Source organism: Nonomuraea diastatica (assembly GCF_004349015.1).
Lineage (GTDB): Bacteria > Actinomycetota > Actinomycetes > Streptosporangiales > Streptosporangiaceae > Nonomuraea > Nonomuraea diastatica.
The window spans coordinates 26,343-51,434 of the sequence record NZ_SMKP01000023.1; the positions used below are offsets into that span (position 1 = coordinate 26,343).

The 25,092-nt window shown below is 71.4% G+C and carries 27 protein-coding genes; 7 read left to right on the top strand and 20 right to left on the bottom strand.

The genetic code is table 11. The features are described 5' to 3' along the window. Positions 1–196 precede the first annotated feature (196 nt). From E1294_RS52600 to deoC, 3 genes are all read right to left on the bottom strand, one after another. On the bottom strand, positions 197–373 hold the full coding sequence (locus tag E1294_RS52600; RefSeq protein WP_165977219.1) for a hypothetical protein: 177 nt from the start codon (positions 371–373) through the stop codon (positions 197–199). 71 nt (positions 374–444) lie between these two features. Then, positions 445–1,071, bottom strand: coding sequence for a TetR/AcrR family transcriptional regulator (locus E1294_RS10890; RefSeq protein WP_132507426.1), 627 nt, complete (start codon positions 1,069–1,071; stop codon positions 445–447). Positions 1,072–1,331: 260 nt separating this feature from the next. Continuing rightward, positions 1,332–2,093: a deoxyribose-phosphate aldolase gene (gene deoC, locus E1294_RS10895; RefSeq protein ID WP_132507428.1), complete on the bottom strand. Its 762-nt coding sequence runs from the start codon at positions 2,091–2,093 to the stop codon at positions 1,332–1,334. Between the two features lie 119 nt (positions 2,094–2,212). On the opposite strand from deoC, the gene E1294_RS10900 reads away from it, so the two are divergent. Continuing rightward, positions 2,213–3,001 (top strand): GntR family transcriptional regulator, encoded by a 789-nt coding sequence (locus E1294_RS10900; RefSeq protein WP_132507430.1) that lies wholly within the window; start codon positions 2,213–2,215, stop codon positions 2,999–3,001. A gap of 328 nt (positions 3,002–3,329) precedes the next feature. Next, positions 3,330–4,367 (top strand): hypothetical protein, encoded by a 1,038-nt coding sequence (locus E1294_RS10905; protein ID WP_132507432.1) that lies wholly within the window; start codon positions 3,330–3,332, stop codon positions 4,365–4,367. On the opposite strand, the gene E1294_RS10910 is transcribed toward E1294_RS10905, so the two are convergent. Together E1294_RS10910 and E1294_RS10915 are read right to left on the bottom strand one after the other, a co-directional pair. After that, complete coding sequence (locus E1294_RS10910; RefSeq protein WP_132507434.1) at positions 4,368–5,006, bottom strand: LuxR C-terminal-related transcriptional regulator; 639 nt, start codon at positions 5,004–5,006, stop codon at positions 4,368–4,370. Further along, entirely contained in the window at positions 5,003–6,268 is a 1,266-nt protein-coding gene (locus E1294_RS10915; protein WP_165977220.1) for a sensor histidine kinase, read from the bottom strand. Before E1294_RS10915 ends, E1294_RS10910 begins: the two co-directional genes overlap by 4 nt. A gap of 195 nt (positions 6,269–6,463) precedes the next feature. Between E1294_RS10915 and E1294_RS10920 the strand changes: the two genes are divergently transcribed. Both E1294_RS10920 and E1294_RS10925 read left to right on the top strand, forming a co-directional pair. Then, positions 6,464–6,979 carry a hypothetical protein gene (locus E1294_RS10920; RefSeq protein ID WP_132507438.1) on the top strand — a complete coding sequence of 172 codons (516 nt, stop codon included), beginning with the start codon at positions 6,464–6,466 and terminating at the stop codon, positions 6,977–6,979. Positions 6,980–7,169: 190 nt separating this feature from the next. After that, on the top strand, positions 7,170–7,847 hold the full coding sequence (locus E1294_RS10925) for a TetR/AcrR family transcriptional regulator (RefSeq protein WP_220447658.1): 678 nt from the start codon (positions 7,170–7,172) through the stop codon (positions 7,845–7,847). Between the two features lie 82 nt (positions 7,848–7,929). Here E1294_RS10925 and E1294_RS10930 read toward each other — a convergent pair whose 3' ends face one another. The 13 genes from E1294_RS10930 to E1294_RS10990 all read right to left on the bottom strand — a co-directional run bounded on the left by E1294_RS10930 (position 7,930) and on the right by E1294_RS10990 (position 18,946). Continuing rightward, positions 7,930–8,607 (bottom strand): response regulator, encoded by a 678-nt coding sequence (locus tag E1294_RS10930; RefSeq protein ID WP_132507440.1) that lies wholly within the window; start codon positions 8,605–8,607, stop codon positions 7,930–7,932. Then, positions 8,604–9,776 (bottom strand): sensor histidine kinase, encoded by a 1,173-nt coding sequence (locus E1294_RS10935; protein ID WP_132507442.1) that lies wholly within the window; start codon positions 9,774–9,776, stop codon positions 8,604–8,606. Before E1294_RS10935 ends, E1294_RS10930 begins: the two co-directional genes overlap by 4 nt. A gap of 214 nt (positions 9,777–9,990) precedes the next feature. Further along, positions 9,991–11,676: a Na(+)/H(+) antiporter subunit D gene (locus E1294_RS10940; protein WP_132507444.1), complete on the bottom strand. Its 1,686-nt coding sequence runs from the start codon at positions 11,674–11,676 to the stop codon at positions 9,991–9,993. Beyond that, a complete protein-coding gene (locus tag E1294_RS10945) occupies positions 11,666–11,932 on the bottom strand; it encodes a hypothetical protein (protein WP_132507446.1) in 267 nt (88 codons plus the stop codon). Before E1294_RS10945 ends, E1294_RS10940 begins: the two co-directional genes overlap by 11 nt. Next, positions 11,929–13,377, bottom strand: a complete 1,449-nt coding sequence (locus E1294_RS10950; protein ID WP_132507448.1) for a proton-conducting transporter transmembrane domain-containing protein — start codon at positions 13,375–13,377, stop codon at positions 11,929–11,931. Before E1294_RS10950 ends, E1294_RS10945 begins: the two co-directional genes overlap by 4 nt. Continuing rightward, positions 13,374–14,849 (bottom strand): monovalent cation/H+ antiporter subunit D family protein, encoded by a 1,476-nt coding sequence (locus E1294_RS10955; RefSeq protein ID WP_132507451.1) that lies wholly within the window; start codon positions 14,847–14,849, stop codon positions 13,374–13,376. Before E1294_RS10955 ends, E1294_RS10950 begins: the two co-directional genes overlap by 4 nt. Beyond that, positions 14,846–15,211 carry a cation:proton antiporter subunit C gene (locus E1294_RS10960; protein ID WP_132507453.1) on the bottom strand — a complete coding sequence of 122 codons (366 nt, stop codon included), beginning with the start codon at positions 15,209–15,211 and terminating at the stop codon, positions 14,846–14,848. The genes E1294_RS10955 and E1294_RS10960 overlap by 4 nt, the downstream gene beginning before the upstream one ends. Beyond that, complete coding sequence (locus E1294_RS10965) at positions 15,208–16,191, bottom strand: DUF4040 domain-containing protein (protein WP_132507455.1); 984 nt, start codon at positions 16,189–16,191, stop codon at positions 15,208–15,210. The genes E1294_RS10960 and E1294_RS10965 overlap by 4 nt, the downstream gene beginning before the upstream one ends. Beyond that, positions 16,188–16,502 carry a monovalent cation/H(+) antiporter subunit G gene (gene mnhG, locus E1294_RS10970; RefSeq protein ID WP_132507457.1) on the bottom strand — a complete coding sequence of 105 codons (315 nt, stop codon included), beginning with the start codon at positions 16,500–16,502 and terminating at the stop codon, positions 16,188–16,190. Before mnhG ends, E1294_RS10965 begins: the two co-directional genes overlap by 4 nt. After that, entirely contained in the window at positions 16,499–16,759 is a 261-nt protein-coding gene (locus tag E1294_RS10975) for an MrpF/PhaF family protein (RefSeq protein ID WP_220447659.1), read from the bottom strand. The genes mnhG and E1294_RS10975 overlap by 4 nt, the downstream gene beginning before the upstream one ends. Next, positions 16,756–17,295, bottom strand: a complete 540-nt coding sequence (locus E1294_RS10980; protein WP_132507459.1) for a Na+/H+ antiporter subunit E — start codon at positions 17,293–17,295, stop codon at positions 16,756–16,758. The genes E1294_RS10975 and E1294_RS10980 overlap by 4 nt, the downstream gene beginning before the upstream one ends. Beyond that, positions 17,292–18,482, bottom strand: a complete 1,191-nt coding sequence (locus E1294_RS10985) for a PucR family transcriptional regulator (protein ID WP_132507461.1) — start codon at positions 18,480–18,482, stop codon at positions 17,292–17,294. Before E1294_RS10985 ends, E1294_RS10980 begins: the two co-directional genes overlap by 4 nt. Further along, positions 18,479–18,946, bottom strand: a complete 468-nt coding sequence (locus E1294_RS10990; protein WP_165977221.1) for a CBS domain-containing protein — start codon at positions 18,944–18,946, stop codon at positions 18,479–18,481. The genes E1294_RS10985 and E1294_RS10990 overlap by 4 nt, the downstream gene beginning before the upstream one ends. 238 nt (positions 18,947–19,184) lie before the next feature. On the opposite strand from E1294_RS10990, the gene E1294_RS10995 reads away from it, so the two are divergent. Together E1294_RS10995 and E1294_RS11000 are read left to right on the top strand one after the other, a co-directional pair. Then, positions 19,185–21,851: a helix-turn-helix transcriptional regulator gene (locus tag E1294_RS10995; protein WP_132507465.1), complete on the top strand. Its 2,667-nt coding sequence runs from the start codon at positions 19,185–19,187 to the stop codon at positions 21,849–21,851. A gap of 3 nt (positions 21,852–21,854) precedes the next feature. After that, complete coding sequence (locus E1294_RS11000) at positions 21,855–22,733, top strand: alpha/beta fold hydrolase (RefSeq protein ID WP_132507467.1); 879 nt, start codon at positions 21,855–21,857, stop codon at positions 22,731–22,733. Between the two features lie 55 nt (positions 22,734–22,788). On the opposite strand, the gene E1294_RS11005 is transcribed toward E1294_RS11000, so the two are convergent. Continuing rightward, positions 22,789–23,004 carry an SAM-dependent methyltransferase gene (locus tag E1294_RS11005; RefSeq protein WP_132507469.1) on the bottom strand — a complete coding sequence of 72 codons (216 nt, stop codon included), beginning with the start codon at positions 23,002–23,004 and terminating at the stop codon, positions 22,789–22,791. A 237-nt stretch (positions 23,005–23,241) separates the two neighbouring features. On the opposite strand from E1294_RS11005, the gene E1294_RS11010 reads away from it, so the two are divergent. Continuing rightward, positions 23,242–23,628: a pyridoxamine 5'-phosphate oxidase family protein gene (locus E1294_RS11010; RefSeq protein ID WP_246082938.1), complete on the top strand. Its 387-nt coding sequence runs from the start codon at positions 23,242–23,244 to the stop codon at positions 23,626–23,628. Between the two features lie 144 nt (positions 23,629–23,772). Here E1294_RS11010 and E1294_RS11015 read toward each other — a convergent pair whose 3' ends face one another. After that, positions 23,773–24,960 carry a cytochrome P450 gene (locus tag E1294_RS11015; RefSeq protein WP_132507473.1) on the bottom strand — a complete coding sequence of 396 codons (1,188 nt, stop codon included), beginning with the start codon at positions 24,958–24,960 and terminating at the stop codon, positions 23,773–23,775. Positions 24,961–25,092: the final 132 nt, after the last annotated feature.

Consider the following 25,092-nt stretch of genomic DNA (forward strand, 5'->3'; position numbering starts at 1 on the left):
GGCTCACTCCCGGACACCGGTCGACGTGGTCCTGGCCCCGCCGCCGGCCAACCGCCTGACGCGGCTGTTCTCGGACTTCGACGCGGCTTGGTCTGCACCCCCGACCGGGGTGGGACCCTGCTGGTGAGGACGCTGCGGTTTCATTTCCGCCCGGGGATCCGCTGGATCGTGGAGCCGCCGCTGCGTCGCCGGCTGATCAACGATCGTGCGAGAAGAGGTCCGGCAGGCCAAGGACTACCCGGAACGCCGCGTCTCCTGACACCGCGGCGAGCCCCGGCGGCACGCCTCGATCCACGACAACTCCATCGAGGACTTCGGCGATGTCTGCCGCCTGCGTGCTGACCTGCTGATCTCCGCAGATCAGGTCGCCCATCTGGCGTGGATGTCCGGCGTACGGAACGCGTAGTCAGGGCTCTCCAGCTCCACGCCTGCGGACGCCAGGGGTCAAGCGAGCAGTTGCCGGCCCAGAGCATCGGCCCACCACTGTTCGACCCGATCGGGCGACCAGCCCCGTTCGTCGGTGAACGTGCGATAGACGTCGACGCTGCACAGCACCGCATAGGTGTCGACGGCCGTCGGCACGTCCAGTCCTTCGCGCAAGGTGCCGGCGGGCCATGAGGAGAACACGGCGAGCCGGATCTGGTCGGCCCTGCCCCGGCCGTCGCGGTAGACCGCAGCCAGCTCGGGCTCGGCCCGTCCGGCCTCGCGCAGCAGCGCGATGATGTCTCCGGCGCGCTCGTACAGGCGCCGGTCGAAACCGGCCATCGCGGCGAGCTGCCGTTGGGCGTCTTCCCCGGCGGCCTCGAGCTCCGCGAGCTGCTGGGCCGGGGCGGCCGACAGGTCGGCGGCGTCGGCGAGCGCCCGGGCCAGCCCGGCCTTGTTGCCGTACACGGCATAGACCGTCGGCGCGGAGACTCCGGCTTCCCGCGCCACGTCGCGCACGGTGGTGGCGGCCCAGCCGCGGCTGACGAAGAGCCGGCGCGCGGCGTCGGCGATCTCGGCCCGCGTTTCCAGCGCTTGTGCCGTACGGCGCATCGAGTCGTAACGACGTCGCTCCACCTGTGCTCCCATGTTGTGCACCATAGCCGTCATCGGCCTGCCCGTCTTTTCGATCATGGGGCAGGTTGCCGCCGCGCAGGCGATCGCCGAGGGCCACATCGTCACCGCGGTCACCCGGCGCCCGGAGACGTTCTCCTCCGTGATCGCGCGCTGGACGTCGTCAAGGCGGACTCCCTGGACCCCGCGAGGCGGTGGACCGGGGGCTCGACCGGCGTGCCGATGAAGCCCCCGCCGGAAGCCGGACCCGTGAGTTTCCCGCGGTGGGTCCGGGCTCAGTAGCCGGCCGTCAGGTTGTCGGCGGCGCTCGCCGCGGGCGGGTTGCCGTTGCGGCGGGTTTCGAGGTCGTCGAGGATCGCCGCTGTGGCCGTCGCTCCGAAGCGGGTCGCACCGAGTCGGTGAAGTTCCAGGAGCGCGTCCAAGGTGCGCACGCCTCCGGCGGCCTTCACCTGCACCTGGGAGGACACCGTGCGCCGCATCAGGGCGATGTCGGCGGCCGTCGCCCCGCCAGGGGCGAACCCGGTGCTGGTCTTGACGAAGGCCGCGCCCGCGGTCTCGGCGGCTTCGTACCCGGCGGTCTTCTCCTGGTCGGTCAGGTAGGCGTTCTCGAAGATCACCTTGACGGGGCGTCCTTCGGCGGCTTGGACGACGGCGGCGATTTCGTGCTGAACGAACGCGACGTCGCCGCCGCGCAGACGACCGATGTTGATCACCGTGTCGATCTCCTCCGCCCCCATGGAGATCAGTTCCGTGGTCTCGAAGACCTTCGCCTGCGTGGTGCTGCCGCCGTGCGGGAAGCCGACGACCGTGCCGACGGCGACCTGGCTGCCGCGCAGCAGGGCGGCCGCGGCCCGGACATCGGCGGGCCGTACGCACACCGACGCCGTGCGGTATTCCAGCGCGGTCGCCAGACCGTCCTCGACCTCGGCGGGAGCCAGCTCGGGGCGCAGCAGCGAGTGGTCGATCATCTTCGCCACCTCGTCGTGCGCGGGCAGGGGGCCGTCCCAGCGCGGGAGGTCCATCGAGGCCACGGACATGATGCTCTCCTTCACATCGCCGGATAAGCTGTATATACAGCCTATACAGAAGTCGAAGACGGTGTCGACTGGCGTCACACTGGGAACCGACCGCTCGACTGAGGAGGAACACACCCGCCATGGCCGCGTCGCAACCGCTGTACGAGCGCATCGAGAAGCAGCTGCGCCGGCGTCTGGAAGCCGCCGCCGACGGCGACCCGTTCCCCTCCGAATCGCGGCTGGCGCAGGAGTTCGGCGTCTCCAGGATGACAGCGCGCGCCGCCCTGGTCCGGCTGGAGCGCGACGGCCTGCTGGAACGGGTGCCCGGACGGGGCAGCTTCGTGCGCCAGGCCGCCGCCGCCCGGCCCGTCGGCACCCTGCTGAGCTTCCACGATCAGGCACTCGCCGCCGGCAGGACGCCGCGCTCCCGGGTCCTGGAGGCCGGCGTACGCCCCGCCTCGCCCCAGGAAACAGCCGCCCTCTACCCCGACAGCGGCCCGCGGCCCGCGTCCGTCGTCGCCATCGGCCGCGTCCGGATCTTCGACGACCTGCCCGTGGCCATCGAGCACGCCACGTTCCCCGCCTCCCTCGACGCGCTGCTCACCGCGGACCTGGAGACCGGCTCACTGCACCAGACCCTCCGCCGCCTGGGACTGCAACCGACTCTCGGCTCCTCCGTCCTCACGGCGCGCACAGCCGACGACGACGCATCCGAACTCGACGTCGCCCCCACCACGCCGATGCTCGTCGAGACGCGTTCCATCGTCGATCAGCACGGCAACCCCCTCGAATACACGATCAGCTCCTACGTGGCGCACCGTTACGCACTGAAGGTCGACTTCTCTGTCGCCGCACGCGGACGCTCCTCGCACACGCCCGACAGCGCCCCCGCGACCGCCCCGCGACGCGGTGAGCCCACCGCCAGGTGACCGAGGTTGTGATCCACCCGGAAAGCCCTACGGCGGCGCTCAGGACGGGCGAGCACACCCTCCGCCGTGCTCCCGCCAGAACACGACGAACTCCTCCGAGAGGCGCGGCAGGTCGAAACGCCCGTCCGGCACCACGCCGGTCCGGCTCTCCCGCTTCCACCGCCGCCCGCGGCTTCGGACCCGGCCCGCTGCATGTGCATACGACCGTCGGTGGACGGACTGCGACCTGAGGCGTATGGCGGCGGCGTGCCTGAGTCCGACTTCGGGTTGTCGTGCGTGAGGAGCGCCGTCTCTAGCGTCGGATATCGACGAAAGGAAACTCCTCACGATGAACGCGCTACGTCAGAGCCGGTGGCCGATCCTGCTGCTCATGGTGCTCTCGCCGCTGCTGGCGGAGGTTTTCAGCGGCTCCATGCCGGCCACCGACTTCTTCCAGCCGGGTATGTTCTTCCCCTTCACCGTCTTCGTGTACGGCCTGCCGATCCTGGTGCTGCGCGAAGTGGCCACACGCACGAAGACGGGACTGCTCGGCCTGTGGTGCCTGGGCATGGTCTACGGCCTGTACAACGAGGGCCTCATCTCGGAAACACTCTTCCACCCGCTCGACCCGGCGAACGACGCGTACGGGACCTTGGGCGTCGTGGCGGGGCTGAGGATCCCCTGGATCCTGTACATCCTGCCCTGGCACGGCCTGTTCTCGCTCCTCACCCCGGTACTCCTGACACACCTGCTGTTCCCCAAGCAGGCGGACCAGCCGTGGCTGCCGAAACGGGCCACCTGGATTCTGGCGATCGTCACCGGCGGGCTGGCGATCGCCCGTTTCGTGTTCTGGGGCGAGAACCGCGGGGTTCAGGACGGCGCGACCTTCCTCCTGCACCTGGCCGCCGTGCTCGGTGCCGCGCTGGCCGCCTACCTGGTCGCGGCACGGCTGCCCCGGGTCCCGCGGGTTCCGGGGGTCGTGGCGGTCGTGGATCGTCCGGGGGCGCGATGGCTGCCGTTCGCGGCGGGAGCCGGGCTCTACGCGAGCTGGTTCGTGGGGACCGAACTGCTGGTCTCCGTCGTCAAGGCCCCGTGGCCGGTCGTCGTGCTCTACACCTCGGTGGCGGTGGTGGCGGGACTCTGGGCGGTGGCCCGGGTCCGGGCGACGACCCGCGCCGCCGCGGCGGTGTTCGTCCTCGGCGCGGGAACGACGCAGGCGGCCGTCATCGTCCTGCTGATCGGCCTGCTGGTCGGCGACGCCTTCAGGGCCCTGTCCGGGGCGGTCTTCGTCGCCGCCTACCTCATCACCGTGGCCCTCGTCACCCGGCGGCAGGGCCGGGCTGCACAGTCGAGCGGCACGGTCGAACGCCACAGCCGACCGGAGTGATCAGCCTCGCAGGTAGCTGAGGACCGCCAGGACCCTTCGGTGACTGATCTCGTCGGCGGGCAGATCCAGCTTGGTGAAGATGTTGCCGATGTGCTTGGAGACGGTCACCTCGGAGATGACGAGTTCCCTGCCGATGGCGGCGTTGGACCGGCCCTCCGCCATCAGGGCCAGCACCTCGAGCTCGCGGGTGCTGAGCCGCAGCAACGGGTCGTCCCGGTGCGTGAGCAACCGCCGCACCACGTCCGGGTCGATCACCGTTGCGCCGCCGCCCACCTCACGCATGGTCGCCACGAACTGGGCGCTGTCGGCCACCCGGTCCTTGAGCAGGTAGCCGGTGCCGGCATCGCCGCTGCGCAGCAGCTCGGCGAGTGCGGCGCTGTCGACGTACTGGCTGAGGACCAGCACCGGCAGCGAAGGGCGATCGCGGCGCAGCGCGATCGCGGCCCGCAGGCCGTCGTCGGTGTGGTCGGGCGGCATGCGCACGTCGGTGACGACGATGTCGGGCCGAAAGTCCGCGGCCGCGGTGCGGAGCTCACCGGCGGTGGACACCGCGGCCACCACCTGATGGTCGAAGTAGGTAAGGAGATTGACCAGGCTTTCCCGTAGGAGGCCGGAGTCCTCGGCCAGCACGACTCTCATGTCGTCGCCGTCTGCGGCAGGCAGGGGATCTCGGCGCGCAGGACGGTCGGCCCGCCGCCGGGGCTGGTGAACTTCACCTGGCCGCCCACCGCCGCCACCCGGTCCGCCATGCCCTGGACGCCTCCGTCCGCCCGCGAGTCGAGGCCGCCCCTGCCGCTGTCGCCCACTTCCAGGATCAGCACGTCACGAACGATCCAGCCGCTGACCCAGCAGTCGCCGGCTTCGGCGTGTTTGGCGACGTTCGCCAGTGCCTCGCTCACCATGAAGTACGCGGTGCTCTCCACGCTGGGCCCGAGCCTGCCCGGTACGTTGATCTTCACCCGGATCCTCATGGGATGGGCTCTTGCCAGCTCGGAGACGGCTTCGGCGAGGCCGCGCTCGGTCAGCACGCGTGGATGGATGCCGCGGACGAGCTCGCGCAGCCCTTCCAGCGTCGTGATGGTCTCTCGATGGGCGCGGGACAGCAGACTGCGCAGCTTGGGCTCTTCCACGTTCATCCGCGCCATGTCCAGCATCACGCCGAGCGCGACGAGCCGCTGCTGGGTGCCGTCGTGCAGATCACGCTCGATGCGTCGCCGCTCGGCGTCGAACGCGTCGAGCAGCCGTCCGCTGGAGCCGACCGTCTCCATGTCGGGGACCTCATGCGGAGGAGGCGCGAGCAACGCCCGGACGATCGAGACGCGCATGCTCGCCACCGCGACGGCCAGATAGGCCGCGGCGACCAGTCCGAGCCCTGCGAATCCCGCGACCAGGAGCGCGTCCGCCAGCGTGGCCAGATGGGAGCCGAGGACGTCGACCGGCCCCGACACCAGGTAGACAACCGGCGCGGCGAGGCAGGCGAGACAGACGAGCGGGACGGCCGCGACGACGTAGTCGAGCAACCACAGTCCAGTGATCAGCGCCATGGTGTAGCCGAACTCGCGCCAGGAGGCGTTCTCGCGGAGCCTGGTGCCTGTCCAGGCCACGGGCTTCGGTCGGCGCAGGGTCCTGTGCGGGCTGGGGTGCGCCGGCAAACCGAGCAACCGCAGCCGCCGGCGTTCGATGGCGCCGACCGGGATCCCCGCCAGCCCGGCCGCCGTCAACGGGACGAACCCGATGACAAGAGGCGCCAGCGTCGCGCCCACCAGGACGAGTGTCAGCACCACCGCCATGGTGCCGCCGCCGAGCAGGGCGCCGGTCGCCGCATACGCCCAGGCGCGCCAGGGCGCGGAGGAGATCAGGAGTCCGGGCGGACGAGATCTCAGCGCCTCTCGCGGGTGCATGCTCTCCACACCGTCGGAGCTTAGGACCTTTTTCCGCTTGTGCCATGACAGCCACCTATACCAAGAAGAGTGGTACCTGCCGTGATTCGCCCACCTGCCGGTCACCTGTGTGCTGGAGACCTCGTCGTCTACCGCAATGGAGGGCATCTCGTGAGGCCGGTTCACTCCCCACCAAGGCGATCGGTCTTCTGGCCGATGAAGCCCACCGCCCGCAGGGTGTGGCTGGTGCTGCACGTGAGCGTTTCTGTGGGCTGGCTTGGCGGCGGCTACGCCATGCTCGTCATGGGCGCCGTGGCGCTGAGCAGTACGGGAAAGCCGCTGCGGCCCGCGGCCTACGACCTGCTGCACATCAGCGACACCGCGATCATGATTCCCGGGAGCCTGGGAGCCCTGGTCACCGGGCTGGTGCTGGCGCTGTACACCAAGTGGGGCGTCCTGCGCCACTGGTGGGTCGTCACCAAACTGGTGCTCACCATCTTCGCGATGACCTTCGGATACGCGTACACCGCCCAAGGGGTGAAGGCTGCGCTCGCGGCGACCCTGGCCGACCCCGGGGCCGACATCGGCTCTTTGGAGCCCGGCTTGCTGGCGGGGTCGGTCGTGATGCTGGTCGTCCTGTTCCTCGCTACGGTGCTGTCCATCGTCAAGCCGTGGGGACGCACCCGAAGGGGTCGCGGCTCCAGGAGCCGATCCCCGGCTATGGCGCGCTGACCAGGTCAGGAAACCGCTGTGAGGGGAGCGGTGCGTCGTGCCCGCCGGGTCGGCGGGGCGGGCGCGACGCACCGTGGTGGCGGCGCCTGGTAGCCGGGATCCTGAGAGGGCCGGACGGTACGCGCACGATCGCCACACGCTTGCGAGGGGTGAGATTGCCTGCCGTCAACCAGTCCGGATAATATTACTTGTGCAAGTAAGAGCTGATGACCACCACACCGTCACGGCGACCGCTCGCCGCGCGCAGATCATCGCCGCCACCATCGAGACGATCGCCGAACTCGGCTATGGTCAGGCCACGTTCGCCCGGATCGCCGAACGTGCCGGCCTGAGCAGCACCCGGCTGATCTCCTACCACTTCGCCGGCAAGGCCGAGCTGATGACCGCCGTCGTGACCGAGGTCTACGGGCTGCTTGGCCAGTTCGCCAACGAACGCCTGACCGGCCAGCCCGACGCACGCAGCGAACTCCACGCCTACATCACCGGCGTGATCGAGTTCATCGACGACCACCGCGTCCAGATGCAGGCTCTCATGTCGATCTTCCTGAACTTCCGCGACACCGAGGACGACAGCCGCTCCTACGATGCCGGCGACGACCGCAGCGCCCTCGGCCACGTCCAGGCCATCCTGCGCAGAGGACAGGACAACGGCGAGTTCCGCGACTTCGACACCTTCGTCATGGCCTCGACCATCCAGCGAAGCATCGACGGCCTGCCCTTCCTGCTGCAGACCGCACCAGACCTCGACCTGCCCGGCTACGCCCGGGAACTGACGACCCTGTTCGACCTCGCCACTCGTGCGCAGCCCACCGCGCCGTCGACCGCAGTGCCGGTGAACTCGACCGAAGGCTCGCGCCGGCCGGCTTGACCGGCGTGATCCGACCGATGCCCCGCGGATCACATCCCCCGCGACCATGACCGCCAGGGGTGGTCCCGGCCCTACGTCGCGCTCACGTGTCCTGGCCTGGGCGTACGATGCCCGTCTCGTAGGCGTAGACGACGAGTTGCACCCGGTCACGCAGCTGAAGTTTGGTGAGTATTCTGCCGACGTGGGTCTTCACCGTCGCCTCCGAGACGGTCAGCGCCTCGGCGATCTCACCGTTGGAGTGACCGCGGACCACCTCTGCCAGCACCTCACGTTCGCGATCGGTGAGCTGATCCAGCCGCTCGTCGGCAGGCGAGCAGCCGGTCGCCGAGTCGGGCAGGTGCTGGGCGAAGGCGTCGATCAACCGGCGCGTCACCTGCGGGGCGACCACAGCGTCGCCGGAGGCCACGGCCCGGATGCCGGTGAGCAGATCAGGCGGCGGCACCTCCTTGAGCAGGAAGCCGCTCGCTCCGGCGCGCAACCCGGAGAAGACGTACTCGTCGAGGTTGAACGTGGTCAGCAGCAGGACGCGCGCCGGAGACCCGGAGCCGACGATCCGCCGGGTGGCCTCGATGCCGTCCATCACCGGCATCCGGACGTCCATCAGCACCACGTCGGGTCTCAACGCGCCGGTCATCGCGACGCCCTGCGCGCCGTCGCCCGCCTCCCCGACGACTTCAAGGTCGGGCTGGGTCTCGAACACCATGCGAAAGCCGAGACGCAACATGGGCTGGTCGTCCACCAGCAGCAGCCGGATCTTCACGCGCTTCCGTCGCTGAACCGAAGGCGGGTGCGCACCCGCCAGCCTCCGTCGGGCAAGGGACCCGCCTCGATGCGGCCGCCGTACGCGGCCGCCCGCTCGGCCATACCGGCCAGTCCGTGACCGCCAGGCGCCGGCCCCGCGACGGCCGGGACAGGAGCGCCGCGGCCGTCGTCAACGATCTCGAGGTCGGCCCCGGAGACCGTGTAGCTCAGCCGGATCCGGGCGGCGGCATCCGGCCCGGCATGCTTGATCGTGTTGGTCAGGGCTTCTTGCACGATCCGGTAGATGGTCAGTCCGGCGCCCGGCCCCCAGCGGCCCGGCACGCCCTCGCGGACCAGGGTGACCCGCACGCCCGCCTCCCTCACCTGGTCGAGGAGCAGATCGAGATCGTTCACGCCGGGTTGCGGGGCCAGCTCGCCCATCCCGGCGGAGGTGTCCGGCCCGCCGTCGCGCAGCAGACCCAGCAGCCGGCGCATGTCCGCGAGCGCCTCCCTGCCCGCAGCCGACACTTTCCCCATCGTGTCGGCGGCCCGCTCGGGAGCGGCCGTCGCGGTGAACGCCGCCCCGTCGGACAGAGCCACCATGACCGCCAGGTTGTGGGCCACGATGTCGTGCACCTCCCGGGCGATCCGGGTCCGCTCGACCGCTACCGCGAGATGAGCCTGCTGGTCACGCTCGCGTTCCAGCCGCTCGGCCCGCTCCTTCAGCCCCGCGAGATAGGCCCGTCTGGTCTGGAGCGTCACCCCGAGCAGGACGGCCGCCGTCACGGCCGAGGTGAGTGTCACCAGGTCATCCCACCGCAGCCCCGCCACCAGCGTGCCGTAGAGGAAGGCCGTTCCGAGCGCCACCACCGGCGGCAGCACACACCGCCACGGGCGGTGCCGGGTGACCGTGTAGGCCGCCGCCGCGATGGCGGCCACCGGGTGGACCTCCTGGACCCCGGCCACGTAGGACGCCAGGCTCAAGCCGACCGTCACATACAGGACGAGGACCGGAGCCGCCCGCCGCCAGACCAGCGGAAGGCAGACCACGCACAGCCATCCCCACCCGGCCACCCCCGCGTGACCGCCGGCCAGCACAGGGACGTTGGCCAGCATCACCAGCACAGCCAAAGCGGCGTCCACCACGCGCGGGCGCTCTCGGGCGCGGGCAACCATGCGTCTGACCACGCGAGCGACGTTACCGACCGCCGCCGACCGCCGCACCCACCGCAGGTCCCATCCTCGCCACCGCCCCGTACGACTCAAGTCGTAGCCGTACCGGCCCGCGATCAGGCATCCGCCGCGCTGTGCACCAGCGCAACGCCGGAAACCGGTCCGCTGCGGCCGCGACGAGGCCGGCTCCGGCCGGGGCACACAGTCGGGTGGCCGAGCGCGGACAAGGTCACAGAAAGGCCAGCAGCAGCATGGCGCCGAGCAGGAGCGCCGTCCACCACACCATCAGGTGGGTGGACCATGGCCGGGCGACCCGGCTGCCCGGCCGGAGCGGACCCGTGGTGATCTCCCAGAGCTCCCCGCCACGGCGGCGCAGCACGGGCCCGACCCGGCCGCGGACCGCGTCCGCGGCCCACGACAACGCCCGCCAGCTCTGGGGGAGCGCCCGGCGGTAGACGTAGTCGGCGTCGATGTTGACCGAGCGCAGTTCGGGCGGGTAGAGCCCGGTGCGCACCAGCACCGTGAAGGCGAGCGCGGCCAGGAGCAGCAGCTGCAACTGATTGATCACATGGGCGGTGGTGTACGGCACGTAGTCCACGGCGTACGGCAGCATGCCGTACAGCAGGGAGGGCGCCACCCCGATCGCCACGCACACCACTGCGGCCATGGCCATCGCCGCGCGCATGTTGAGGGGCGCCTCCGCGACGCGATAGCCCCGGTCGTGCGCGAAGAAGGCGAAGTAGGGGATCTTGATGCCGGCATGGTGGAAGACCCCGGCGGAGGCGAACAGCAGCAGCAACCAGGCGACGGTGAGTTGCTCCTGCCCGACCGCCTCCATGATCAGCGATTTGGTGGCGAAGCCGGAGAACAGCGGGAAGGCGGAGATCGATGCGGCGCCGACCATGCACAGCGCGGCGGTCTGCGGCATGGACTTGTAGAGCCCGCCCAGGTCGGAGCCGTTGGCGGTGCCCGTGCGCAACATGACCGCGCCCACGCTCATGAACAGCAGGCCCTTGAAGACCATGTCGGCCACGGCGTGGGCGCTCGCGCCGTTGATGCCCAGCGCGCCTCCGATGCCGACGCCGACGACCATGAATCCGAGCTGGTTGATCATGCTGTAGGCCAGGACCCGGCGCAGGTCGTTCTCGATGACGGCGTAGAAGATCGGGAAGACGGCCATGACGATGCCGATCCACACCAGCATCTCGGTGCCGGCGAAGCCGCGCGCCAGCGTGTAGACCGCGAACTTGGTGGTGAAGGCCGACAGCGCGACGGCGCCGACGATGGTCGCCTCGGGGTAGGTGTCGGTGAGCCAGGAGTGCAGGAGGGGAAAGGCGCACTTGATACCGATCGCGGCGAGGATCAGTGCGCCGCCGGGCGCGTCCACCCCGAGATGGCCGAACTCCAGTCCGGCGCCCGACCGGACCCGAAGCACGATCCCGGCCAGCATGAGCAGGCCGGACAGCAGTTGCACGGCCAGATAGCGGGTGGCGGCCCGGTGGCTGCGCTCGTTGCGTCCCGCCCAGATCAGGAACGCCGACGACAGCCCGGCCAGCTCCCACAAGACGAACAACGTCACCAGGTCGCCCGCGAGCGTGCCGCCGACGGCAGCCGCCGCGTACACCAGGATCATGGCCTGCTGCAGCGTGTCGCGCAGGTGCATGGCGTAGACCATGGTCAGCAGCGCCGCGATCAGGAAACCCGTGGCGAACACCCGCGACAGGGCGTCCACCCGCACCGGTGTCAGCTCCAGCCCCAGGAACTGCAGGCCGGATGCGGCGCCCTCGGGTAACGCCCAGAGCAGGACCAGCCCGGCGACCGGCACCGCCGCCATCAGGGCGCGCCGGGGCAGGCCGCGCAGCAGCGGCACGCCGGCCGCGCCGAGGATCAGCAGCAGGGCGGGATTAGCCGTCATCGCGGCCCCGCTCGTAGTAGTCCTCATCGCGCCGCAACACCCTGCGCAACACCTTGGCGACGATGACCAGGGCGAAGGCCCCGACGAACCCGTACACGGCGTGGAAGCCGAACCATTCCTCGACGGCGAAGTGCGGATGCTTGGTGTAGAAGAGGTCGGCGGCGAAGGTGAGCGCGCACAGGACGGCCAGGCCGTACACGATGCGGGTCACGTTGCGCGGCTCGTCCAGCCAGCGGCGGTCGTCATCGTCGTTCACGGCACCTCCAGGATCCCGGCCAGCGGCGCGAGCACGGCCTCCGCGCCGAAGAACAGCGCCACGCAGCCGAGCGCGGTCAGCACGAGCGGTCCCGACAGGGAGAGCCGGGCCTCCCCGTGCGCAGGCGGATCCGCCGGCGGCAGCAGGAAGGCACGCGCCGGGATCGGCATCAGGTAGGCCAGCGCGAGCAAGGAGCCGGCCAGCAGCACCGCCATCATGGCGAACTGCCCTGCCTCGGCCGCGCCCATGAGCAGCAGCCACTTGCTCCAGGTGCCGCCCAGGGGAGGCAGCCCGATGATCGAGAGGGCGGCGGTGAGGAATGCGGCGAACGTCCACGGCATGGCCCGGCCCAGGCCGTCCAGCTCGCTGACGCGTGTCCTGCCCGCCGTCACCGCGATCGCGCCCGCGCACAGGAACAGCGTGATCTTCCCTGCGGCATGCGTCACCAGGTGGAACACCCCGCCTGCCACGGCCATGTCGCGGGCCAGCGTCGCGCCCAGGACGATGTAGGCGAGCTGGCCGACGGTGGAGTAGGCCAGGCGGCGCTTGAGGTTGTCGGACCTGATGGCGATCACCGCGGCCGCGATCAAGGTGAACGCCGCCACCCAGCTCATCGGGGCCGCGGCTCCGGTCTCGGTGAGCGTGTCGATCCCGAAGACGTAGACGGTGACCTTCAGCACCGCGAACACCCCGGCCTTGACCACCGCGACAGCGTGCAGCAGCGCCGACACGGGGGCGGGCGCCACCATCGCGGCGGGTAGCCAGCGGTGCACCGGCATCAGCGCGGCCTTGCCGATGCCGAACAGATAGAGGGCGAACAGCACGGTCAGCACGCCGGTTCCCGCGGTACCGCCGAGCAGGCCGCCGGGGCGGAAGGTGGTGTCGCCGGCCAGCACCCAGGTCCACACGACGGCGGGCAGCAAGAGGCCGATCGAGCTGGTCAGCAGGATCGCCGCGTAGGTGCGCGCGCCGCGCCGGGCCGCCGCGTCGCCGCCGTGCGCGACCAGCGGCCAGGTCGCCACCGTCATGATCTCGTAGCCGATGAACAGCGTGACCAGGTTCGCCGACAGGGCGATCCACATCGCAGCCGCGATGGCCAGAGCGAAGAAGGCGAAGAAGCGTGTCCGGTGCGGCGTCTCGCTCGCACGCAGGTATCCGGCCGCGAACACGGTCGTCACCGGCCAGAGCACCGCCGCCACGGTGGCGAACAGCAGCCCGAGTGGCTCCAGCGCGAACTCCAGCGACAATCCGGGCAACCACGACCAGAGCGTCAGCCGTACGTCCTGGCCGGCGGCGGGCCACAGGCTGATCATCGTGGCGGCCAGCGTGACGCCGGCGGCCACCGAAGCGGCCTCGCGTGCGGCAGGCCTGCGCCGCAGCAGGAGGACGGCCCCGCAGGCCAGGACCGGCAGCGTCACGGCGACCGCCAGGAGGAGAGGCATCATCCACCACCGTTCAACAGCGCCTCGGCGGCGGACTCGGCGAGCGAGGCGGGCAGCGCCGCGTCGAGACCGAAGACGACGGAGACCGCGACCAGGGCCCACACCACCGCGGTCATCGACGCGGGCGCTCCTGACGGCTCAGCGACCGATGCGGGCTCGCGGAACCAGGCGGTCTCCACGATGCGCCCGATGTAACCGAGCGCCAGCAGGGAGCTGACCAGCATGGCCACGAGTACCGGCCACTGGCCCGCCTCGATGAGCGCCGAGGCAAGCGCCCACTTGCCGGCGAAACCGGCCGTGGGCGGCACGCCGACGAGGCCGAGGCCCGCGATCACGATCGCCGCGAAGGTCCAGGGCATGCGCCTGCCCAGGCCGGCCAGCGCGGACAACTGCACGGAGCCCAGCCGCACCAGCACGAGGCCGGCGGCGGCGAAGAGCGCGGCCTTGATCACCGCGTGGTTGATCAGATGGAGGTAGGCGGCGGAGACCCCCCCGGCGTTGCCCAGGCTGATCCCGGCCAGGATGTAGCCGATCTGCGCGATGCTCGACCAGGCCAGCAGGTATTTCAGGTCGGTCTGGAAACACGCGACGGCCGATGCGGCCACCATCGCCAGCCCGCCCGCCAGCAGGCCGATCCTGCCGAGCGGCATCGTGCCGAAGACCAGGCCGGCGCCGAACACGGTGAAGGTGAGCCTGCACAACACGTACAGAGCCACCTTGGTGCTCGTGGCGGCCAGGAACGTGCTGACCGCCGATGGCGCCTCGCCGTAGGCGCCCGGCAGCCAGGCGTGCAGCGGGAAGGCCGCCGCCTTCACCGCCAGGCCGACGAAGACGAAGACGGCGGCGGCGTAGAGCGCCCGGTCGCTGTCGGCCGCGGCCAGGCGCGCCGCCAGGTCGGCCATGTTGAGGGTGCCCGTGACGGCGTAGGCCAGGCCGATGCCGATCAGCACGAACGTCGCGCCCACCGTTCCGATCACCAGGTAGCGGAAGGCGGCCGGCAGGGCGCGGCGCCGCGGGCCCAGCGCGACCATGGCGTAGGTCGACAGGGAGCAGATCTCCAGGAAGACGAAGGCGTTGAACACGTCGCCGGTGACCGTCAGCCCCAGCAGGCCGCCCACGGTGAGGCAGAGAAAGGTGTAGAGCAGCGGTGCCCGGCGGTCGTCGATCTCGGTGCGTACGCTCCCCAGGCTGTAGACGGCCGCGGCCACGGCCGCGGCCGACACGACCAGCAGCACGGGGGTGTTGTAGCCGGCGACCACGAACTCGATGCCGTACGGCGGCGCCCACCCGCCCACGGCGTAGTGCAGCGGGCCGTGGGCCGCCACCTGCCGGGCGAGTACGGCGGCGCAGGCCAGCGAGCCGAGCGCGGCCACCAAGAACACCAGCCACGCCAGGCTCCGGCGGCGCAGCAGCACGCACAGCGGCGCGCACCCGAGGGGGATGAGCACCTGCAGCACCGGCAGGTTCGCGATCACGAGGCGGCTCCGTGCCGGTCCTCGTCGTGCTCTCGCATGTCCTCTTCCTCCACGGTGCCGTAGGCCTCGAAGATGCGCACAGCCAGAGCCAGGCCGACCGCGAGGGTGGCGACGCCGACCACGATGGCGGTCAGGATCAGCACCTGGGGAAGCGGGTGGGAGTAGGTCTCGACCTCCGGGGAGATGATCGGCGCGCTGCCGCCTTCGACCTTGCCGAGGCTGATGAAGAACAGGAAGACCGAGACCTGGAAGAGCGTGAGCCCGATCATCTTCTTCAGCAGGTTGCCGTGGCTGATGACGACGTAGAGGCCGATCATCATGAGGGCGAACAGCAGCCAGTAGACGTAGTGCGTGCCGGTCATCGCGTGGGTCTCCGGCCGGCGAAGGCGAAGAAGATCGACGTCATGACCGCCGCGACGGTGATGCCGATGGCGACTTCGACGATCAGGATGCCCAGGTGCTGCGCCGCGGGCCCGCCGGCGGGCAGCAGCGTGCCGTAGTCGAGGAACGAGCCGCCCAGCAGCATGGTCACCACGCCCAGACCCACGAAGAGTCCCAGGCCGAGCGGGACCAGAGACCCCAGCGCCGCCGGTGGCACCACCCGCTGAGACTTGTCCAGGCCGAAGACCAGGCCGTGCAGCACGAAGCCGGTGGCGAAGATCACGCCGGCCTGGAATCCGCCTCCGGGCCCGAAGTCGCCGTGGAAGAGCACGTAGAGGGCGAACACCAGGACGAACGGCATCAGCAGGCTGCTGACCACCCGCAGGACCTTGTACTCCATCAGGTCCAGGTTCTGCCGCCGCTTCCCGTGGGTGAGCGGTCCGAGCAGCAGGAGTACGGCGGTGCCCGCGGCGAACACCACGACCAGTTCGCCCAGCGTGTCCAGGGCCCGGTAGCTCGCCAGCACCGCGGTGACGGTGTTGGGCACGCCGATCTCCTCCTGCGACTGGTGCAGGTAGACCTCCGTGACGGGGTGTCGCTGGACCGGGCTGTCCGCGGAGCCGAAGGCGGGGAGGTCCTGGGCGGCGTAGACGAGCAGGCCGCCGGTCAGCGCGGTGACGGCGATGGCCGGCAGGTGCCTGCGCCGTGGGGTGACCGCCTCGCGCGACCGGGTGAGCGCGAGCACGCCGAGCAGCAGGACGGTGCTGATGCCGACGCCGACCGCTGCCTCGGTGAAGGCCACGTCCACCGCGTCCATGAGCACGAACAGGCTCGCGGTGACGAGGCTGGACAGGGCGGTCAGCATGGCGGCCTCGTACAGAGCGCGTAACCGCGCGATGACCAGCGCGGTCACGGTGAGGATCGCCAGAAGCGTGAAGTTGATCACGGTGAACGTCGTCATCGGCGGGGGTCGCCCTTACGCCAGACCGGTACGCCGTCGCGGCGCGCGGCGTGCGCCAGGAGATGTGTCGCCGTCGGACCTGTCACCACGAGGAACAGCATGATGATGAGCAGCCGGACTCCCGCCTCCCATGTTGTCGTCCGCAGCAGCAGCCCGAGGAGGATCAGGCCGGCCCCGGCCGAGTCGGTGATGCCGGTGGCGTGGATGCGGGTGTAGAAGTCGGGAAAGCGCAGCAGGCCCACCGCGCCCGACACGATGAACAGCGCGCCGGCCGCGAGCAGCACGGCGCTCAGGATCTCCAGGAGGATCATGCGGCGTCGCTCTCCGTCTCGTGGGTGAGGCGCAGGACCGCGATGACGGCGACGAAGTTGACCAAGGCGTAGAGGATGCCGATGTCGAGGAACTCCGGCCGGCCGAAGAGGTAACCGGAGACGGCGACGAACAGGACGGTCTTGGCGCCGAACATGTTGATCGCCAGAATGCGGTTGTAGCGTCCCGGCCCGAGGAACGCCCTCGCCAGGGCGAGGAGCATGGTGACCAGGAGCGCGGCCATCACCGCGACGATCACCGCCGTGCCTCCAGCCTGTGCACCTGCCGCAGCACGCGCGCGTCACCCAGGTCCTGGACCCCGGCGCTGTCGAGGGCGTGCACTTCGATGTGCTCGTCGTCGAGGTCCAGCGAGAGCGTGCCGGGGGTGAGGGTGATGGAGTTGGCGTACACCACCTGGGTGAGAGGGGAGAGGCCGCGCGAGGGCGTGCAGGTGACGACCGGGGTCAGGTCCGGTCGAGGCGACCACACCCGGCGCGTCACGGTGACCGCGGAGATCAGGACTTCCTTGACGAGCCAGAGAAGGTAGCGGGGCAGCCGCAGCACCAGGCCCAGCGTGGGGCCCTTCTCCAGGCTGAGCCCGGCGCGGTGGCCCAGCACGCAGGCGAGGGCGACCGAGATCACGCCGAACGTCACGAAGAGCGGATCGATATGGCCGGAGAGCAGCAGCCAGAACGCCGCGAGCAGCGGAGCGGCCCAACGGATCAGACGGATGGTGCTGGTCCCGTCCGAGTGCGTGACGCCCGTGTCCGGTGGTGCGAGACGTGGTTGCGTCATGAGCTCTCTTGCTTCGGCCAGCCGATGAGCTGCGCGCCGAGCACCGCGACGTGCAGGGTGAACGCCTGCCGGGGGTCGTCGGCCGCGTATCCGGTGAGGTCACGGATGCGCCGCAGGCGGTAGGTGACCGTGCGCACGCCCACGTGGAGCCGCTGCGCGGTGACCGTCGCGACACTGCCCGAATCGAAGTAGGCCGAGAGGGTGTTGAGCAGCGGCTCGGCTCCCATCCGCGTGGTGCGGAGCGGCTCCAGGACCTCGGTGACCAGCTCGGACAGCGCCGCGGTGTCCCTGCGCAGCACCTGGTAGACGAGCAGCTCACGCGCGCGCAGCACCTGCTCGGGGAGGCTGAGGCGCGAGCCGATCTCCAGCGCGCCGCGGGCCTGCTCGAAGGAGCGGACGACTCCGCCCGCGCCGGACTGCGGGCGGCCGATGCCCACCCGCCACGACGTGTCCGCACCGAAGGCGAGGGAGAGCTGGCGCACGAACTCGTCCAGGACCGCTCGGTGCCGCTGGGGCGCGAGGCAGACCAGGAGCCCGTCCTTGGTGCCCACCAGCGCGTCCCGGGTGCCGAAGTGCGGGCGCAGCGCTGTCTCGACCTGGCGTGCGATCAGGCCGCCGTCCACGAAGGGCGCGGCACCGCGGGCCGCCGCCACGACGTGGGCCCAGCCGAGGTGCAAGCCGTAGCGCTCGGCACGCTCCGCCAGCCCGCCGATGTCGCGCCCGTCGAACAGGTCGTCGATGAACTCGCGGCGCAGGGACTCCTCGCGCCGCACGATCCACCGCTGGACCTCCTCGTACCCCTCGGCCAGGGTCATCACCGCGGTGTCGGCCGTACGCATGATCGACTCACCGACCGGGCAGATGCGCTCTGTCGCGTCCGGACCGCGCACGCCGGGCAGATGCGGCCAGGCCTGCCAGGTGGCCCGCAGATAGAGATTGACCAGGCTCCGCATCGGGACGCCGAGCTCGGCCGCCCGCGCCCCGATGTCGCGCCACTGCCTCAGCTCGTCGTCGCTGGGCGGACGCCGGCTCACGCTCACCTCGGCCAGGGTCTGCAGATAGCCGTCCAGCAACTCGCCGGATGTCCCATCGGCCTCGGCGGCGATCTTCGTGGCCAGCGCGGCGAGTTCGTCGGGAGCGGCCAGCTGGGCACCTCTTCTTTGCTGGGAGACTGTCGTCACGGTCATGGGGAGGCCTCGCTGATGGCGGCCGCCAGCTTCTCCAGCAGCCGGTTGGCGGTGATCACCCCGAGTGAGCCGCCCTCATCCGCCTGTTCGACCAGTATCAACGGGCAACCGTGGCGGGTCATCATCTCGACCAGCTCGACCAGCGTCGCCTCCGGGCGCGCCACCGGGATCCGGTGTCCTGCCTCGTCCAGCAGGTCACGGACGGGCTTGCGAGCCAGGAGCTCGGCGATCCTGTCCGCGTGCGCCTCGTCGAACACGCGGGCCAGGAGCGGCTCGCCCAGCGCGTAGCGCGGCAAGGCGAGCTTGAGCAGATCGACCGACGACAGGCAGCCCACCACGCGCCCCTGCTCGTCCGCGACGATGAGTCCCGGCAGCCGGTGTTCGCAGAGCATGCGCACGGCCGCCAGCGCCTCGTCGTCGAGACGCGCCGTGGGCAGCGTCTCCACGATCTCGGCTGCGCGCATGAACCCTCCTGGCATCATTTACGGCATTGGGGCGGGTGGCTCCTTCGAGTATTCGAGACCCGGGCCGATGAGCCAATGGGCAGCCGGGCCAAGCAGCACGGTCTGCTCGTTGCCGACCACCGGCAACCTCCTGGCAGACCCTCCGCCGAAACCCTGTTCAGAGCGTCGCCCATGCCTCCCCTTCGCGCTGATGCCGCGGGAGAACGCCCTGAGTGGTGGCCCCTTACAGTTGGTGTTCGTGCTTTACGGCAGATCCGCGGAAGTCAGCGCACTCGACGAGGCGATCGCGCGGGCTCACGACGGTTTCGGCGGGGCGGTCGTGCTCAGGGGGGAGGCGGGCGCGGGCAAGACCGCCTTGCTGGAGACGGCGGCGGCGCGGGGCGGGGCCATGCGGGTGTTGCGGACCAGCGGCGCCGAGTCCGAGTCCGACCTCGCGTTCGCGGCGCTGCACCAGGCGTTGTGGCCGATGGCCGGGCTGCTCGGCGCGCTGCCGGAGCCGCAGAGCGATGCCGTGCGAGCGGCTCTGGGGCAGGCCGCAGGAGGTGCGGGCGATCGGTTCCTGGTGGGCGCCGGCGTGCTCTCGCTGCTGGTCGAGGCCGCCATACCGGACGGTCTGATCTGCCTGATCGACGACTTTCACTGGATCGACCGGGCCTCGGCCGACGCGCTGCTGTTCGCCGCCAGGCGGCTGGGGACGGAGCGGATCGCGATGGTGTTCGCCGTCCGCGGCGACGCGCCCGTCAAGGGCGTGCCGCAGACGGTGGAGGTGCGCGGCCTGCCCGAGGCCGCGGCCGCCGAGCTGCTGGAGTCGCGTCACGGGCCGCTGCCCGGCCCGGTGCGGCGGGAGCTCATCACCCTGACCGGCGCGAACCCGCTCGCCCTGAAGGAGATCGCCGCCCGGCTGACGCCCGCGCAGCTCGCCGGTCGCCAAGCGTTGCCTGACCCGCTGCCTGGCGGCACCCGGCTCTTCGGCGACCGGGTGAGCGGGCTGTCGGCCGCCGCCCGGCTGGTCGCGCTGGTCGCCGTCGTCGAGACCGGCCTCGACGTGGTCCTGCGGGCCGCCGAACGGCTGGCGGCCGGAGCCGGGGCGGCGGCACTGGCCGAGCTGGAGGACAGCGGGCTGGCCGAGGTGTCCGGCACCGGCGTGCGCTTCCGCCATCCGCTCATGCGCTCCGCGATCCACGAGGCGGCGGCCGCCGCCGACCTCCGCCACGTACACGCCGTCCTGGCGGAGCTGACCGAGGGCGACCGCCGGGCCTGGCACCTGGCCGGAGCCGCCCTGGGCTGGTCGGAGGAGGTCGCCGCCGCGCTGGTGGCCGCCGCTGGGCGGGCCCGCGACCGCGGCGGGTACGGCGCCGCCGCCACCGCCCTGGCCAGGGCGGCCGAGCTGAGCCCCGGGCCACGCGAGCGGGCCGTCCGGCTGAAGGACGCCGCCGTCGCGGCCTGGCTCGGCGGCCGGCCGGGACAGGCGGAGTCGCTGCTGGCCGAGGCGCGCGAAGGAGCCGGCGGCGACGCCGCGCTCACCATGGAGATCGCCCAGCTCCGGGGCCGGTTCGAGCTGAACTCGGGCAACGCCGCCGAGGCCGTGCGGATCATGGCGGTGGGCGACAGCATGGACCTGCTGGCCGATGCCATGGAGGCGGCCTCGTACGTGGGCGACACGGCGGCGATGGCCGAGCTCGGCCGGCGGGCGGTCGCGCACACCGAGGGGTTCCTGCGCGACGCGGTGGCCGGGATCGGCCTGACACTGGAGGGTGATGCCGCCGGGCCCGGCCTGCTGCGGCGGGCCCTGCTACGGGTGGATGAGCTGGAGGACGCGGCGGGTTACCTGTGGGCGGCAGCCGCTGCCGGCGCGCTGGGCGAGACGGATCTGGCCGGCGATCTGGCCACCCGGGCCGGGCAGGTGGCCAGGGTGTCGGGGATGGCCGGGCAACTGCCGGTCGTGCTGGAGTTCGTGGCGACCGCCGACCGCCTCGCCGGGCGGCTGGCGCGCAGCCAGGCCGTCTCCGAGGAGGGCCTGGCGCTGGCGCGGGAGGCCGGCTACGAGAACACGGTGGCCGCGCACCTGGCCAACCTGGCGGTGCTGGCGGCGCTGCGCGGCGAGGAGGAGCCCTGCGAGCGGCAGGCCCGCGAGGCGCTGGCCATCGCCCTGCCGCACCGGGTGGGGCTGCGCGCGGGCGTGGCCGCGTACGCGCTGGCGATGCTCGACCTGTGCCTGGGCCGGCACGAGGCGGCGCACGACCGGTTCCGGGCGATCGCGGCGGCGGGGCCGGGGGCGGGGCATCCGACCGTGGTGTGGCGGACCCTGCCGGACCGCATCGAGGCCGCGGTGGGTGCGGGCGACGAGGCCGCCGCCCGGGCGGCGTTGCAGGTCTATGAGCGATCGGCGCAGCATGCCGCGACGTCGGAGTCGCGGGCGCTGCTGGCCAGGTGCCGGGGCCTGACCGGTTCCGGTGAGGCGGCCTTGCTGGACGCGCTGCGCCTGCACACCAACCCGTTCGAGGCCGCCAGGACGGCCATGCTGCTGGGTGAGCGCCTGCGCCGCGCGCAGCGGCCGGGCGAGGCTCGGGCGCAGCTGCGGCTGGCGTGGGAGACGTTCGAGCGGGCGGGCGCCCGCCCGTGGGCGCGGCGCGCGCAGGAGGAGTTGCGGGCGGCGGGCGAGAGCGGCGCCGCCCCGCCGTCGAGCGTGCTCGACGCGCTGACCCCGCAGGAACTGCGGATCGCGGGCCTGGTCGCGGACGGGCTGTCCAGCAAGCAGATCGCCGCCCAGCTCTTCCTGAGCCCGCGCACGGTCGAATACCACCTGTACAAGATCTATCCGAAGCTGGGCATCGGCTCCCGTACGGAGCTGGCGCGACTAGTAGTTCTACAGAAGGCGCCCGTAGCCGGGGACGGCATGCTGTGAGGCATGCAGAACGTCACCATCTGGAGCGAAGAATTCGGTGCCGCCACGGACCCGCCGATTTTGCTGATCATGGGTTCGATGTCGCAGGGCGTCCTGTGGCCGGACGAGTTCGTCGGCCGCCTGACCGCCGGCGGCCGCCGGGTGATCCGGTACGACCACCGCGACACCGGCATGTCCGGCACCGTCGACTTCGAGGCGGAGCCGTACACATGGGAGGACATCAAGAACGACGTCTACCGCGTGATGGACAACCACGGTCTGGAGAGCGCGCACCTGGTCTGCCACTCGGCGGGCGGCCTGCTCGGCCAGTTCGTCGCCGTGGAGCGGCCGGAGCGGGTGCGCTCGCTGACCGTCATCGGCTCCTCACCGCTCGGTGGCGGTGAGGGCCAGGTGATCATGCGGGCCCTGATGGGACAGCCGCAGCCCGAGGGCAGCCTGCCGGAGCCGGCGCCGGAGTTCGTGGACTTCTTCCGCGCGTTGATGGCCGCCCCACCGGCGCGGGACCGCCGCACGCTCATCGACCGGATGATCGCCGAGCAGCGGGTCCTGCACGGCACCGGGTTGCCGTTCGACGAGGACGCGGCTCGCCGGTTGCAGGAGCGGATCTACGACCGGGCCCGCGACCTGTCGGCGGTGGCCAACCACCGGCTCGCCGCGGCGGCCGACCCCGGCTTCGAGCCGGTGGGCGTGCTGGACCGAGTGAAGACGCCCACGCTGGTCATCGAGGGCAGCCACGAGCCGGCCAAGCCGGGTCACAGCGCGATCATCGCCGAGCGGATCCCGGGGGCGCGGCTGGTGATCGTGCCGGGCATGGGGCACACGTTGCCACCGGAGACCCACCAGGAACTGGCCGACGCCATCCTCGCGCACACGGCCGAGTAAGGAGGGCGCATGGTCACGGCCATCGAAGTGGCGGACCTCGCCCAGCGCTTCGCGTTCATCCGGGGAGCGGGTCGGATCCCGGTGACTTCCGGCCCTGCCGGGCGGCGTTGCGCAGGCCGCTTCGGCCCTGTCCCTCGACGGACTCGATGAGGTGGTCGCCGACCTCGGCCACCGGCCCCGACACCAGGATCTCGTCAGGTGTGCCCAGACAGGCGCCCCAGGAGATGTGGACGTCGTCGAGCCCGGTGAACGAGCAGGGGGCGTCGAGCATGACCGCCAGGTCCTCGGCGGTGGGGCCCCGCTCGCCCAGGCGGCGGCCGGTACGGCAGGGGCCCCCACACGGAGGAAGGCACCGGTCTCATCCGCGCCGGCTCGTCGCGGATGAGCGCCTCGCACGCGAGTGCGCATCGCCTGGCGCCGACCCTGACGACGAGGAGCCGCTTCACCCGCCAAAGTCTGCCAGACCGGCAGATATACGATGCTCCTCGCAGGCACCTGGAGGAGGACCGTGAACCTGGCCGAGCAAGGCGACGCCTTCGCCGCTTTCTGGCAGGAGCGGCACTTGTGCACGCTCGCCACCGCCCGCTCCGACGGCCCGCCCCACGTCGTGCCGGTGGGGGCGACGCTGGATTTGGCCGCCGGCGTCGCCAGGGTGATCACCTCGGGTTCGTCGCGCAAGGCCAGGCTGATCGGCACGGCCGGCGCGCTGGTCGCGCTCTGCCAGGTGGACGGCCGCCGCTGGTCGACGCTTGAGGGGCGGGCGGTGCTGCGTACCGAGCGAGAGCAGGTGGCCGAGGCGGAACGCCGCTACGCCGCCCGCTACAAGCGGCCCAGGGCCAATCCGTCCCGAGTCGTCGTGGAGATCCAGGTAACACGCGTGCTGGGCAACGTGTGATCACGGCCGTCGGGATCGGGGCCGCATTCCGCCAGAGCAGGTCGTTTCGGCGTCGGACCAGGGACGCTGGTCACCGCGTGGGGGTTGGGACGTGGGCCGGTGGTCACCGCATCGGCGTCAGGCCGAACGTCGCCATCCGGTGCCTCACCACGTGACGCGGACGGCCTTGGGGCCGGTGTCGTTCCCGCCGCCGATCCACTCGATCTCCTCGACCGGAACCTGGAGCTTGAGCCCGGGCAGGCGCCGGGCCAGGGCCCCGAGAGCGGCGGCGAGCTCCACGCGGGCCAGGGGAGCACCGAGGCAGTAGTGCATACCGTGCCCGAACACCAGAGATGGGCTGGACCGCCGCTCCGGCCAGAAGCGGTCGGGATCGGCGAAGTGGGCGGGGTCACGATGAGCCGCCTCCAGCCGGACCAGCACCATGTCGCCCGCACCGATCCGGACCCCGGCCGGCTCGAGATCCTCCTGCGCGTAACGCGGGAAGGGCTCGCCGGTCCGCCCGGCCTGCATCCGCAGGACTTCCTCCACCACCTCACCGATCTCCCCTTCCCCGGAAGACAACAGCGCCGACAGCCGTCCTTCCATCAGCAGACGGACGGCACCGGTGGAGATGGCGTTGCCGGCCGTCTGGTAACCGGCGGCGACAAGGGTCGTGGCCATGGCGATGAGTTCGGCGTCGCTGAGCCGTCCGTCCTCCGCGTCCCGGATCGTGACCAGGGCGCTGAGCAGATCGTCCCCCGGCGCCTCCCGCTTGGCCGCGACCAGCTCTCCGGCGTAGGCGGTGAGCGCGTTCCACGCCTCGGCGGCCGCGGCCAGATCCTCCTCCGCCCCGAAGGAGAAGTCCACGGCGCCCGCGGCATCGGCCAGCGCGCGGAAACGTTCCCGGTCGCCGATCGCCACCCCGAGGAGCTCGCCGATCACCGTGATCGAGAGCGGGGCGGCGAGCCCGGAGACGAGATCGGCCGGTGGCCCGCCGTCCGCCAACGCCGACACGTACGCGTCGGCCAGATGCTCGACCCGCTGCCGCAGCACGCCGACGCCCCGCGGGCCGAAGGCCTTCGACACGAGCCGGCGAAGCCGGGCGTGGGCCGCACCGTCCTGGAACAACGTGTCGTTGCCGGTCATCTCGACACCCGGCGGCGCCAGCCCGTACCTACGGTCGGAAAGAATCTCCGCGGCGGCGTCATACGAGGTCACCAGCCAGGCCCGCCGCCCATCCGGCGTGATCACGCGGGCGACCGGTGCTCCCTCACGCAGCCGCGCGTAAACGGGGGGCGGCGCCATGGGATCGGGCCGGTCGAAGGGCAGGACGGGAAGCGTCGTCTCACTCACTGCGGCTCCTTTGGTGATTGCCGTGCCCGCGTCGGGGTCCGTCGCGATCAGTCAAGACGTTGACGTCGCGTCAAGGTCAAGCCGAGAGGATCCGGCCTTCCGGCGGGCCCGGCCGAGCAACGCTCCAGATCG